General features: G+C 43.3%; 13 protein-coding genes. 4 read left to right on the top strand and 9 right to left on the bottom strand.

All coding sequences use genetic code 11. The features are described 5' to 3' along the window. Positions 1–328: hypothetical protein (locus ACUNWA_RS15055; protein ID WP_445592747.1), on the bottom strand; the 328-nt coding region annotated here is incomplete at its 3' end. Positions 329–700: 372 nt separating this feature from the next. Here ACUNWA_RS15055 and ACUNWA_RS15050 point away from each other — a divergent pair. Together ACUNWA_RS15050 and ACUNWA_RS15045 are read left to right on the top strand one after the other, a co-directional pair. Continuing rightward, positions 701–1,621, top strand: coding sequence for a hypothetical protein (locus ACUNWA_RS15050; protein ID WP_445592746.1), 921 nt, complete (start codon positions 701–703; stop codon positions 1,619–1,621). A gap of 154 nt (positions 1,622–1,775) precedes the next feature. After that, positions 1,776–2,450 (top strand): hypothetical protein, encoded by a 675-nt coding sequence (locus ACUNWA_RS15045; RefSeq protein ID WP_445592745.1) that lies wholly within the window; start codon positions 1,776–1,778, stop codon positions 2,448–2,450. A gap of 161 nt (positions 2,451–2,611) precedes the next feature. Here ACUNWA_RS15045 and ACUNWA_RS15040 read toward each other — a convergent pair whose 3' ends face one another. Then, on the bottom strand, positions 2,612–3,988 hold the full coding sequence (locus ACUNWA_RS15040) for an MFS transporter (protein ID WP_445592744.1): 1,377 nt from the start codon (positions 3,986–3,988) through the stop codon (positions 2,612–2,614). Between the two features lie 88 nt (positions 3,989–4,076). After that, positions 4,077–5,132, bottom strand: coding sequence for a M20 family metallo-hydrolase (locus ACUNWA_RS15035; protein WP_445592743.1), 1,056 nt, complete (start codon positions 5,130–5,132; stop codon positions 4,077–4,079). 642 nt (positions 5,133–5,774) lie between these two features. Here ACUNWA_RS15035 and rluF point away from each other — a divergent pair. Together rluF and ACUNWA_RS15025 are read left to right on the top strand one after the other, a co-directional pair. Beyond that, on the top strand, positions 5,775–6,518 hold the full coding sequence (gene rluF / locus ACUNWA_RS15030; protein WP_445592742.1) for a 23S rRNA pseudouridine(2604) synthase RluF: 744 nt from the start codon (positions 5,775–5,777) through the stop codon (positions 6,516–6,518). Positions 6,519–6,856: 338 nt separating this feature from the next. Continuing rightward, a complete protein-coding gene (locus ACUNWA_RS15025) occupies positions 6,857–7,309 on the top strand; it encodes a cold shock domain-containing protein (RefSeq protein ID WP_445592741.1) in 453 nt (150 codons plus the stop codon). Positions 7,310–7,423: 114 nt separating this feature from the next. On the opposite strand, the gene ACUNWA_RS15020 is transcribed toward ACUNWA_RS15025, so the two are convergent. From ACUNWA_RS15020 to leuC, 6 genes are all read right to left on the bottom strand, one after another. Continuing rightward, entirely contained in the window at positions 7,424–8,089 is a 666-nt protein-coding gene (locus ACUNWA_RS15020; RefSeq protein ID WP_445592740.1) for a 3-keto-disaccharide hydrolase, read from the bottom strand. Between the two features lie 145 nt (positions 8,090–8,234). Continuing rightward, the gene (gene leuB, locus ACUNWA_RS15015) at positions 8,235–9,299 is read right to left on the bottom strand and encodes a 3-isopropylmalate dehydrogenase (protein WP_445592739.1); all 1,065 of its coding nucleotides are present in this window, start codon (positions 9,297–9,299) and stop codon (positions 8,235–8,237) included. A 535-nt stretch (positions 9,300–9,834) separates the two neighbouring features. Next, positions 9,835–11,379: an alpha-isopropylmalate synthase regulatory domain-containing protein gene (locus tag ACUNWA_RS15010; RefSeq protein WP_445592738.1), complete on the bottom strand. Its 1,545-nt coding sequence runs from the start codon at positions 11,377–11,379 to the stop codon at positions 9,835–9,837. A 10-nt stretch (positions 11,380–11,389) separates the two neighbouring features. Next, positions 11,390–11,974 (bottom strand): 3-isopropylmalate dehydratase small subunit, encoded by a 585-nt coding sequence (gene leuD / locus ACUNWA_RS15005; protein WP_445592737.1) that lies wholly within the window; start codon positions 11,972–11,974, stop codon positions 11,390–11,392. A gap of 114 nt (positions 11,975–12,088) precedes the next feature. Next, positions 12,089–12,394 (bottom strand): four helix bundle protein, encoded by a 306-nt coding sequence (locus ACUNWA_RS15000; protein ID WP_445592736.1) that lies wholly within the window; start codon positions 12,392–12,394, stop codon positions 12,089–12,091. Between the two features lie 64 nt (positions 12,395–12,458). Beyond that, positions 12,459–13,859, bottom strand: coding sequence for a 3-isopropylmalate dehydratase large subunit (gene leuC, locus ACUNWA_RS14995; RefSeq protein WP_445592735.1), 1,401 nt, complete (start codon positions 13,857–13,859; stop codon positions 12,459–12,461). Positions 13,860–13,869 lie beyond the last annotated feature (10 nt).

Below are 13,869 nucleotides of genomic sequence, written 5' to 3'. Positions count from 1 at the left end.
TTATTAAATTTGAAGAACGATGCCAACTAAAACTGTAATAGCAAAAATAGAATTGACACAGTTTGTTGAACACTACCAAGCCAACTAGCCAGACCAACCCGGCTACCTGCCAGACGATGATGCCCGGCCGCCAGACGAACTCAGCGACTCGCCGGACGATGATGCCGAATAGCCAGACCAACTCCACTACTCGCCAGACGATGTCGCCGAACAGCCAGAACAAGCCGGCCGGGAGCCAGACGATGACACCAACCCTCCAGACAATGTTGGTGGAGCGCCAGACGGTGTCGCCAACCCTCCAGACGTACTCGGCGAGGCGCCAGAACATCTGCAGGACGCGGAAAGCAGGGGAAACGACCCGAATTGGGATACCGGGCAGGTGATCAAGAAAAGAGCCAATATCTTGGGGACTGGAAAAAGAAAGTCTTTGGTCGGGGGTAAATGAGTTACAAACTCCAAACAGCTAACCCCTGCTTACCGATTCGCTCAAACAAGAAAGAGACGGGCAATCGGATTAAAAATCCGGTTTTAGCAGGGTCAGAATTGCAAATCCTGACCAGCCGAGGTTTGCAAGGTTAAATATATTTCCAGAAATTGGCGGGTGATATAATTCTTTTCCTGCTACAAAACGAATAGGTGTTTCACAATAAATATTGAAACACGTTGCCGGTGAGTTTTAATACACAAACCTAACCAAGATATGAGAAAGTTTGTTTCATTTGAAATTGAAGGGGCTACACCTATAGATTACAGATATCTACATGATGAAGATATGGACTATGCTTTGAAAGAAAATGAATCATTCAAAAATTCCAATATTTACTTTTTTTGCAAAGTCAAGAAGAGACGTTTTGACTTATCGAGAACCAATATTATAAATTCAAATGAATTACGAACTGCGGTTGTTGTAAATGGAAAAAGTTTTAATATACAAGTGTATATACACGAATTAATTTCGCTATTACAAAATCTGCCTGATTTTATCAGGCACTCTTTTAAAATTGAATTAAACTTTGCGACTTCCACAAATACCCATTTAATTTTTATATTGAGGTCTGAAATAATTGGTGATGAAAATATTCAAGTTAGATTGTCAATATTAGATTTGGAGCACAGGTTTAATCTCAACTTAAATAATTACCCCGAAGTCGTTTATATAGGTCAATCTTTTAGAATACTGGATAGGGTAAGAGAACATAAAACATTGAGCAAAGCAATTTCAAGATTAAATGATGACGAAGAAGTAATTTTATACTTTATCAATTTCAAGTATGGAATCTGTGACAAAGGGGAATTGAATTTGAACATGTGTGATTTGATGCTTGAAACAGAAAACAGAATTAGTAAAGAATACAGAGATAAAATTTCATTAGCGGAAAGATTTTTGATTTATCTCTTCAAGCCAATATATAACGACCAACATGTTAATACCGAATTAAGCAAAGATAGCTTAGTCAAGAAAATCCTCATAAGTTCAAATATTGCTATGATTGCCCTTTGCTACGAAATGCATGGATATATATATCGATTTTGGTCGCCAAACCAAAGACTAGAGGCGGAATTAGTTTGTTATGATTTCGAGAACCCACAATTGGGATTTCATCAAAATGATGTAATATAATAGCACCAACTACCAATTCCGCTGGCGCAGGCCTGTGCCCCCCTGCGTTGTTTAAAAAGAAAGAGCTAAAACGTTTACACTGATGGACAAGGTTTCAAACACATAACAATAAGGCTTTAAACTTCAATTTCACATAAATATAAGCACAACCACGATGTTCAAAAAGACTGATATTATTTACTACCTAGAATTACAAAGAACGTTTGAGGATATTCTCTTATATGTCTCTATGCATGAAGACAACTTTGGCACTTTCTCTGTAAAAATTGAAAACCTTTTTGTTAGTGCATGTTCGTTCTTAGATTCCTTGTGTCAAACCTTTATCATAGCAAACAAAGAGAGTGGGAAAAAATTTACAGGAGAAAGCCAAGTCCCTAATTTTTTGAAAAAAAGTGAGGCTCGAGAATATTTCAATATAAATGACTACCAAAGAATATTTCAGTCAGAATATGATATATCGAAGTATGAAATAAACCTTAATTGCCACTCAGAACATTTTGTCGGAAATCCCATTTTTTTTATCAACCAAGAAAATAGGGAGGTTAATTTTTGCCTGATAAAACCTTTTGAGAACTGGGATAACTCAATAAATCCCGATTGGTGGAAAGACTTCACAAGTCTGAAACACAACAGGCTACACAACACTAAACTTGGCAACTTAAAAAATTTGACATATGCACTCGCTGCCACATTCATTATACTATCTATAAAAAATGAGGATACCTTTAAAAATGCCCTTATTGACAAAGAAATTTACAATGTCTTTTTTCCAAACTATTGGAAAGTTAAAGGAATAAATACATCAAGAGGAAATATATCCTTCAAATAACCTCCGGTGCAAGAGTGCAGGTCTGCACCCTGCTCCTCGCAATATGCGTCATCATAGCGCAATTGAAAACAGGGGGAGCATTGACAGTAGAGCACTTAGAGAGGGCTTCACTTTGAGTGAAGCCCTCTCTAAGCCAAGCCGTTCAATAAAATTTTTAACCTTTAGCGCTTGATTTGGCCCCGGTTGTAGGAAAAGTAAATCCCCAAAACACTGATGAGCGAAAAGCTGATGAAGCCCCACTTCACAACCTTCAGAAACAAAGCATCCGACACCTGCTCAACGGCTTCTCCACCCAGCAGGGCAGCAAAAAACAGCGTGGCAATGGTCATACTCACAATTTGCCCCAACACCCGCATGGTAGCCGCCGATCCCGAAGCCAGACCATACTGACTTTTATCGACCGAGCTCATAATGGTATTCATATTGGGTGAAGAGAAAAAGGCGAACCCCAGTCCCACCCAAACCAGCAAAGCCACAATGAGTCCGATCGGGGTGCTCTCCGCAAGAAACGCAAAGGCTGCCAGGCCCAGGGTACACATGCTCATTCCCAGTGTTGCCAGGTAGCGGGGCTGAATCCGATCGGAGAGCCGGCCGGCCATGGGCGAAAAAATGGCCATCATAATGGGCTGAGCAATCAGAATAGTGCCGGCATCGCGTGGCGACAAACTTTGAATTTTCTGCAAGTACAAGCTCAGCAAAAACACAATGGCAAAGGTTGCACTATAGTTGATGAGCGCGGCCAGGTTGGAAAAAGCAAACAAGCGATTACGGGTAAACAGCCGGGTATCAATCACCGGGGCTGTCGAGCGGGATTCCATCCACCAAAAGCCCAGCAAAGCGAAACTGCCCGCTCCCATCAGAAACCAGCCCAACGGCTTGTCGATATGAGCCGAGCCATAAACCAGCGCCACCAGGCCAAGCATGTAAAAGATTGTTCCTCCGAAGACAATTTGTGCCGGCTTCTCTTGGCGCAACTCATCCTTTCCTAGAAAAAGATAAGCCACCAACACCGCAATACCTCCTAAAAAGGTGGCCACCAAAAAGATGGAGCGCCAGCCCAGGTATTGCGTCAGCAAACCTCCGGCAAAAGGCCCAAAAGCCAGTCCCAGGTACACCGCCGAAACAGCCAGTCCGAGCACCCGCCCCCGATGACGAGGCAAAAACGCTGAAACCAGAATTGCCGGGCCAGTGGTACTGGTAAAAGCAGCGCCTACCCCCTGAACATAGCGAAAAAGAATCAGCCAAAAACCTGAAGGAGCCAAGCCACAAGCCAGCGATGACAAAGTAAAAACCAACACACCAAACTTAAAGAGTCGTCGAACACCTTTCAGGTCGCCCAAACGCCCCACCGGCAACAAAAACATCGCTGTGGCCAGTAAAAAGGAAGTGATCACCCAGCTCAAGCTCACCGCATCCAGCCCAAAGTCCCGCTCAATAGCCGGAAGGGCAATATTGACCGAAGAGATCAAAAAAGTCCCCATGAAAGAAGTTACGGCCACAACGGCTATAATGGAAATTTGCGCTCGGGTCCACTGCATCCTATTGGGTTTGGCATTCGTTTTACAAAAACAGAATAAAATACGTCAACAAAAAGAAAGCACACCAGGCAAGAGTTGCTGCTCTTCCCTAGGCTTTGCTAAGATCCAATCCATCCAGCAAGGCCTGGTAAATCCGGAAGCCTTCCTCCATTTCTGAAACCAGGATGTATTCATCTGCCGTATGCGAACGGGCACTGTCGCCCGGACCAATCTTGATGGATTGAAAAGGCATTACCGCCTGATCTGAGGTGGTGGGCGATCCGTAATACGTCAGGCCCAGCTCCTGCCCCCGGCGAACCAGGAGATGATCCACCGTAATACCCGATGAGTTTAAGCGAAAAGACCGTGCCTTTACTTCGGACTCAATCAGCTGATCCACCAGCTCAAAAGTCTCCAGGTTGGAATAATGTTCGTTGGTACGCACATCGATGACAAAGGAACACTGGTCGGGCACCACATTGTGTTGCGAGCCCGCATTGATTTGGGTAACCGAGAGTTTCACCTCACCCAATACTTCCGAAACCTTTTCAAAACGATAATCCCGTAACAGGCGAATATCATCCAGTGCTTTGTATAAGGCATTCACACCTTCGTTACGCGCAGCATGACCGGCTTTTCCGTATGCCGTGCAGTCCAGCACCATCAGCCCTTTCTCGGCAATGGCCATCTGCATCTGGGTGGGTTCACCCACAATGGCCAGGTCCACTTGTCCCAGTTCCTCAATCAGGCTGGCCATCCCATTGGGCCCCGAAATTTCTTCCTCTGCCGAAGCCGCATAAATCAGGTTAAAAGGAAGATTTTCCTGCTCATTGAAGTGGACAAACACGGCCAGCAAAGTAACCAGCGATGCTCCGGCATCGTTGCTTCCTAAACCATAGAGGCAATCGCCATCCAGCTCCGCCCCAAAAGGATCTTTCATCCAGTTTTTGGCCGGCCGTACCGTGTCAACATGCGAGTTCAGCAAAATAACGGGCAGCCCTTCCTTCCAGGCACGATTGCGCGCCCAGGTATTGTTATTCTTTGTTTGAAAAGCAATGCCCTTGGCAGTTAAAGTCGCTCGAATTAATCCGGCTGCAGGTTCTTCTTCCTTACTGAACGACTGGGTCTGAATAAGTTTCCTTAGTAAATCAATATATTCTTTCATGTACTTGAATTAGCTGATTCCAAATTTCTCGATTGATACAGAACTTTAAAAATACGGTTTTTCTTTCAGTTCATGTAACGATCTCTCTGAAATAGGATGACTTCAAGGATCTGCAGAAGCGTTCTTAAAAAAACAGGAAACATGCCGACACCAAACAGCTAACAACAACAACACCCATACCTGCCAAAACATTCAGATGAAACAAGGTCCTCAATCTCCATAGAAACAAACAGTATATCCCGTTCGCCAGCTGCCGCAAAAACACAGAGCAGCTATCCACACAGGACATCCACTCCGGATTTCAGTCAGCCGTGCTATTGCCTGGTTTTTAACGGATAAGACACCTCGCTAAAAAACCGATTCTGCCAATCATGCACCACCTCATCGGCTTTGACTGCTTGAACTATTTTCAATCACTAAGGAATTTAGTAGGTTTGCCTAAAAATACAGTTAATTTTCTGAGCATAGCTGAACGTGTCCTCTGAATTGCAGTCATTCGGCCGCACGAACTCTGTGTTGTTACGACTAATGGTGAGAGATTTCCAGTTTATCAGAACGCAGAATCCAACACTTTTACAGGGATGGATACAGCTGTCAAGAAAACTCAACAGCCCCCAGGTTGTTTTAAAGAAAAACATACAAATGGACGATACACAATCAACCCGAATCAACAAATATTTAAGCGAAGTGGGTTTCTGCTCCCGGCGGGCAGCCGACAAACTCATTGGACAAGGCAAAGTCACCATCAATGGAAAAATTCCGGAGATGGGAACGAAAGTTGGTCCGATGGACGAAGTACGGGTAAATGGCAAACTAATCTCAGAGCCAACCGAAAAACCCGTCTATATCGCTTTTAACAAGCCAATTGGCATTGTATGTACCACCGACACCCGGGTTGAAAAAAACAATATCATCGACTATATCAATTATCCCAAGCGCATTTTCCCCATTGGCCGGCTCGACAAACCCAGCGAAGGGCTGATTTTTCTGACCAACGATGGCGACATTGTGAACAAAATCCTGCGCGCCCGGAATAACCACGACAAGGAATACATTGTCACGGTCAACAAACCAATTACCACCGATTTTATTCAGAAAATGTCTGACGGAATTCCTATTCTGGATACGGTAACCCGAAAATGTGAGGTGGAACAAATCAGCAAATTTGTCTTCCGGATCATTCTGACTCAGGGACTCAACAGGCAAATCAGACGCATGTGCGAATACTTGGATTATGAGGTAACCAAATTGAAACGCGTCCGAATTATGAACGTTTCACTTGATGTGCCCGTTGGAAAATGGCGTTACCTCACATCCAAAGAGTTAAAAGAAATCAACCGATTGGTTGCAGCCTCAACCAAAACCCATGACAGCCCAAAAAGCTAATCAGAAAAATGGTTTTCAGCCCAAATAACTCCTCTAAAACAACCTCATAGGCCTGATTTATGAGGAACAAGAAACAGAAATTATTATTCAACCAAATAAAATCGTAACTTAGCCGATATTTCAGGTTCAAAAATGGCAGTATTTAAACTCGATCCACTCCTAATAATTCAGTCAATATTGTTCTCTTTTTTTGATCCTTTTCGTAAAAACCGAATTTCGATTCATGCGTATAAAGACTAGCAATAGAACACTGGCATTATCCAGCATGCTATTTACACCTGAATCATGTTCATGCGGGAAAATAAAATTATAAATAACAATAAATAGAAACAGAATTTATGGGTAGATCTCAAGAGACTTTTAACAAAAAAGAAGTACGAAACAAGAAAGAGAAGAAGAGAAAAGAAAAAGAGAAGAAACGATTGTCAAAAAAAGACAATGACAAGTCTGGTAGCTTGGACGACATGATCGCTTATGTCGATGAGAATGGAAACATCACCGACACTCCGCCCGATCCCTCACAAAAAGCAGAAGTGAACCTGGAAGACATTGAAGTTAGTGTTCCGAAAAGTGACCCGAATGAGGAGATTGATCCTGTACGTAAAGGTACGGTAACTTTTTTCAATGAATCAAAAGGCTACGGATTCATTCGTGACTCGGAAACGAAAGAAAGTGTTTTTGTCCACATCAACAATGTTCTGGAAGATATCAAAGAAGGAAACTTGGTTAGCTTCGAAGTTGAGATGGGACAAAAAGGCCCAACGGCAGTCAAAGTAAAGCAAATAAAATAAAGAGCATGCATCGCTTTGAAGTTCTTGAAAGAACTTCAGAAGCAGCATATTCTATCTTCTTATACCCCAAAAGGCCTTCCTGTACGGAAAGCCTTTTTGCTTTTTTAAGCGTAGCTAGTCTACCACTTTCAGGCGTATATTTCGCCAGCCCACTTGGAATGGGCCACGGTCTCCTACGCCGTGAACCTGAAGCCCAATAAATCCGCTTGGATGCGATTTGAACTTCGCCTCATCCACCAGGTCCGAGATTAACTTGCCATTCACCCAAGTTTGTATACGGGTTCCTTTAGCCACAATACGGTACTTGTTCCATTGGCCATCGTTGAAGTTTTTATGCGGAATCCGTTTCACATCCGGCGTCATCCATCCTCCACAGGCTTCGCCGTAAAGATAGCCAGCTTCAGCCCCGTTTTCACCACTTGCTTCAATTTCAACCTGCGGTCCATTCACCCGGCCAAAAGCTTCATCCCCTTCCGGCTCCTTGGTTTTTGACCGAATTTGAACCCCTGAGTTTAGCTCATTATCAAACAACTTCACCTCAAACTCAAGTTCAAAATTGTCATATTTCTCCTCGGTACATAAAAAAGAATTCGGGCTACCAACAACAGTTTTGCCCATGATAGCCCCATCTTCCACCCAATAACTTGCTTCACCATTTTTTTGGATCCACCCACTCAGGTTGCTCTCGTTAAATAATGCAATCCATCCGTTTCCTTTTGCACAACCAGCCAGTGAGAGGAACACCAAGAGACTTGAGACTAAAAATCGGTTTATTCTCATCGGTTTAATTTATAATCATTAAGTTCCCAGCAAATTAGGAATAATAATTGAATTAAGAAAGACGCAAAGAGGCCAATCGTTGTACTACAAAAAAGGCCTTCCAAATTGGAAAGCCTTTCACGATTAATCAAAAAAATAAATTTTTTTATGCGTTGGCAATATAGTCGGCAATCCAATCGCCCACTTCCGATGTTTTATACGCTTTGCCTTCAGCAATATCTTCAGTCACCACTTTCTCTGTCATGGAAGCAGCAACAGCTTCGCGAATCAGCTTGCCTTCCACTTTCGAGTCGAAAGCATACTCAAACAGCATGGCAGCCGATAAAATTGTTGCAATAGGATTAGCAATGTCTTTACCTGCAGCTTGCGGATACGAGCCGTGTATCGGCTCGAAAACAGAGGTATGAATACCAATGGAGGCTGATGGTAATAATCCCAAAGAACCGGTAATGACACTGGCTTCATCGGTCAGAATATCGCCAAACATGTTTTCAGTAACCATCACGTCGAAGTTTTTAGGCCACTGAATAATTTGCATGGCTGCGTTATCGACAAACATGTATTCGGTGATCACATCCGGATAGTTAGGAGCCATTTCCTGAGCAATTTCTCGCCACAGACGCGAGCTTTCCAATACATTGGCTTTATCAACAACCGTCAGTTTTTTATTCCGTCTCAAGGCAAATTCGTAACCTAGTTTCAGGATACGTTCCACTTCTGCACGAGTATAAGTACAGGTGTCGAAGGCGGTATTTCCATCATCTTTTCGCCCCTTTTCTCCAAAGTAGATTCCACCGGTCAGCTCACGAATAGCCACAAAATCGGCCCCTTCAACCAACTCGCGACGTAAAGGCGATTTGTGCAACAAGGACTCAAAGGTTTCCACCGGACGGATGTTGGCGTACAAGCCCAATTTTTTACGCATAAGCAACAAGCCTTGTTCTGGCCGTACTTTCGCCTTCGGGTTATTGTCATATTTAGGATCGCCAATAGCTCCAAACAATACGGCGTCCGAATCCATACACAATTGATGCGTTTGCTCAGGATAGGGTTCACCCAGCTCATCGATGGCTACGGCTCCCGTCAATCCAAAGTCATACTCCAATTCATGATTAAATTTTAAGGCAACAGCTTTCACTGCTTTCATCGCCTGATCAATAATTTCAGGTCCAATACCATCTCCGGGGAGAACTGCTAATTTTAATTTCATGTGTTTGTTATCTTATTTTTACTTTCAATTTTCAGTTTTAAAAACAGGTCTTAACAATTGCCGACAGCATACGCTTACTATCAATCATTCGGGAATTGTGACATCCTACTTTCTGGCAAATGCCTACGCAATTAGCATGCGTCAGTTCCCTGGTCGTAAACAAGGTTAACATCTGATTTTTACAAATAGAACATTCTGAATAAACCAAGAGTGGCGTTCGACATTCAGGACAGAAGAATTCAAGTACCTCTCCTTTCTTGAGATGAATATCTAAGCTTATTCTTGTATAATCACCAAATCTTGGGCTAAGAATCAAAAAACCTTCTTCCCCATTGTCCCTTTTCACTAACAGTTTGATTCCTGGACTCTCACAAAACATCGAATTTTCGTCAACCAATGAATGCCCGTTGGGGCAATAGCAGGCATCAACAATAACCACTTCTTCTGTCGTTTTGTGTTTTTTGAATGAGATAAGTCTATTTTTTGGGAAATGAATTTTTCCCTGTTTAGTAAAAAAGTTCATTATGAGTCAGTTTTAGGTTATGGTATGCTCAAGCAGGTTTAACATGCGAACGGTTGCTTTAATAGCCGCAGCCGTTTGATCAAGGTCAAGACCACGGGTTTTAAATTCCCGATCAAGTTCCCAAAGAATGACCGTTTCAACCAAAGCATCGGTTTTCCCCCCTGGCGGAATAGTTACACTGTAATCAAGCAATTTAGGAAAAGGCTTTTTCAGTTTCTGGTAAATCACCTTCAAGGCATTCATAAAAGCATCATACTGCCCATCGCCAGAAGCCGTAGCCTCATAGGTTTTTCCCGCAATGGCAATGCTCACGGTAGCCGAGGGCTTTAAGCCCATAGCATGCGAAAGCGAGTAGTTGTTAACCAGGATTTTTTGCTCAATACTTTCCTGAAGAACATCAGCCACAATATAGGGCAAATCTTCAGCTGTCACGGTTTCTTTCCGATCCCCCAGTTCAATAATCCGATTGGTTACCATTTTTAAAACCGCCGGATCCAACTCAATTCCCATATCTTCCAGATTGGCCTTAATATTAGCTTTACCTGAAGTTTTGCCGAGTGCATAACTGCGTGTTCGACCAAAACGTTCGGGCAATAAATCATTAAAGTACAGGTTGTTTTTATTGTCTCCATCGGCATGAACGCCACTGCATTGGGTAAATACGAACTCACCGATCAACGGCTTATTGGTAGGAATCCGAATACCCGAAAAGCTTTCCACCAACTTCGACACCCGGTTCAACATGCTTTCATTCACCTTCGTCTCCATCTTCAGATGATCCTTAATCGTGGCAATCACGCTCGAAAGTGGCGCATTGCCTGCCCGTTCCCCCAAACCATTAATAGTGGTATGCACGCAACGGATGCCAGCTTTAATCGCATGAAACACATTGGCTATAGCCAAATCGTAATCATTATGGGCATGAAAGTCGAACTGAACATCGGGAAATGCATCAATCATTTCCTTACAAAATTCGTAGGTTTCATCCGGATCGAGTATTCCCAAAGTATCGGGTAACATGATCCGTTGAACCTTCAACTCTTTAAGATGAGAGACCATGTAATGAACGTAATCTTTGGAATTGCGCATCCCATTAGACCAGTCTTCGAGGTAGACATTCACGGCAATACCCAATTCATTGGCATAATCAATTGACTTCTGAATATCAGCCAGATGTTCCTCCGGGCTTTTCCTTAGCTGCTGGGTAACATGTTTATAGGAACCCTTACACAACAAGTTAATGACTTTACCACCGGCCTGGTTGATCCAGTCCAGTGATATTCGACCATCAACAAAACCCAGAATCTCGATGCGATCCAGATGACCACGCTCGGCAGCCCAGCTCATAATACGACGGGCAGCTTCAAACTCGCCTTGAGAAACCCGTGCTGAAGCAATCTCAATGCGATCAACTTTGACACTTTCCAATAAGACTTTAGCTACACTCAATTTCTCGGTATCCGTAAACGAAACACCTGAAGTCTGTTCTCCATCCCTCAGGGTGGTATCCATAATACTCAACACCACAGCTTGTTCCTCAACCATTTTTCCCGTCATAATACTGGTTTTATTTTTCAAAAGCCTCAATCTGTTCCTTCATATCTACGAGGAAATCAATATCATCTAATCCATTTTGCAGGCAATGCTTTTTATACGAGTTGATTTCAAACTCCTCAGATTCGCCTGTTGCCAGCAAGGTGATCTTTTGATTTTCCAGATCAACCTCTAATTCAGTAGAAGCATCCTTCTCTATTGTGACAAATATTTTCTCGAGGAATGCCGGTGTTACCATAACAGGAAGCAGCCCGTTATTCAGGGAATTACCTTTAAAGATATCAGCAAAAAAGCTGGATACCACTACCCGAAAGCCATAGTCGTAAAGTGCCCAGGCAGCATGTTCGCGGCTGGAACCACTTCCGAAGTTTTTGCCACCAACGAGTATTTTGCCGCTGTATTTTGAATCATTTAGCGGAAAGTCAGCAATTGGCTGATTGGCTTTATCGTAACGCCAGTCGCGAAACAAGTTATCGCCAAACCCTTTTCGCTCCACGGCCTTTAAAAACCGTGCGGGGATAATCTGATCCGTATCCACATTCTCCACAGGCAGTGGCACTGCCGAAGAAGTTAATGTTACAAATTTATCGTATGCCATTTTTTTTGAATATTTGATTTTCAGAATATTAGAATGATTTTACATTCGATTTCTTTTATTGAAGCGTCTGACGTGATTTGATCAAGATTGAGGTCAACTCATGGGCTTCTTTCATTAAATCTGGGCCTGTTGCTGAGCTATTAAGTTCTCATCCAAGGCAAATTCAATCCAGAATTCACTTTCGTCTGCTTCTTCAATTGCAATACTTATTTTTGAAATTACAGAAGGAATTGTTTGGGCAACACATGATGCCCTATAATTGGCAGCTACAGAAGTAGAACACCGAATCAATTGTTTAGAAATATGACTAGCAAGCAAGTTCTCAGGAAACTTCAATGAGAGTTTAACACAATCATGAGCAAATCTCTTTGTGCGAAGTTTCATCTTTTCTTTAAAAGCTGCTAACTCACTTGTTGTCATAGGATCTTTTTAATTGCTTCAGATATTCTAATCTTCAAGACTCCAACATTCCAATCCTCCGAATCTACATCAGTTCGCGCGGATCAGTTATTACCCCTGTTACCGCAACAGCAGCAGCCGTTAGTGGGCTGGCCAGCAAAGTGCGGGCTCCCGGTCCCTGGCGACCTTCAAAATTTCGGTTCGAAGTAGAGACCGCGTATTTGCCTTCTGGAATTTTATCATCGTTCATCGCCAGGCAGGCTGAACATCCCGGTTGACGAAGTGCCATTCCTGCTTCAGCAAAAATTTGATCCAACCCTTCAGCGATGATTTGTTTTTCAACAGCTTTCGATCCGGGAACCAGCCAAACATTAATATCATCTGCTTTTTGCTTCCCTCTTACAAACTGGGCAAAAGCACGGAAATCCTCAATCCGTCCATTGGTACAACTTCCCAAAAACACATAATCCACCTTTTTACCTCTCATCGGCTCCCCAGGTTGATAATCCATGTATTTCAATGATTTCAGGAAAGTTGTCCGATCGGTTCCCTGCAGCTCCTCTCCTAATGGTATGTTGTGCGATACGCCAATTCCCATTCCAGGGTTGGTTCCGTAGGTAATCATGGGCTCGATATCAGCCGCATCAAAATGATATTCGGTATCGAATTGAGCGCCTTCGTCCGACTTCAAGGATTTCCAATGTTCAACGGCTTTGTCCCAATCGGCTCCTTTAGGGGCAAACTGGCGGCCTTTGATGTAATTAATAGTGGTATCATCGGGAGCAATCATCCCGCCGCGCGCGCCACTTTCAATACTCAGGTTACACAAAGTCATCCGGGCTTCCATACTCAGGCTGGTAATGGCCGATCCGGCATATTCGATGAAGTGTCCTGTTCCTCCACTGGTAGAAATTTTTGAAATGATGTAAAGGGCAATATCCTTTGAAGTGACTCCTTTACCCAATTCACCATCTACCGTAATGCGCATTTTCTTGGGTTTGGGCTGCATGATACATTGGCTGGCCAGCACCATTTCCACTTCGCTGGTTCCGATACCAAATGCAATGGCACCAAAAGCTCCGTGTGTTGACGTGTGGCTATCGCCACAAACAATGGTCATTCCCGGCTGGGTCAAGCCCATCTCCGGCCCAATGATGTGCACAACCCCATGTCCTTCGCTTCCTAAGCCATGGTATGTGATTCCATGCTCATCACAATTTTTCTTCAGCATTTCTACCTGGTGGCGCGACAATTCATCTTTGATGCTCAACTCCTGATCCATCGTTGGCACATTATGGTCAGGCGTTGCTGTTGTTTGATCGGGACGAAACACTTTCAGCCCCCGATTTTTCAAGCCCAAAAAAGCAACCGGGCTCGTCACTTCATGAATAAAGTGACGATCGATATACAATACACTTGGGCCTGCTTCTACCTTTTTTACAACGTGTGCATCCCAGATTTTATCAAATAAAGTTTTTGCTTCCAATTTATTCTTC

The organism is Sunxiuqinia sp. sy24, from assembly GCF_052677165.1.
This window is presented reverse-complemented; position numbering and strand designations above follow the sequence as displayed.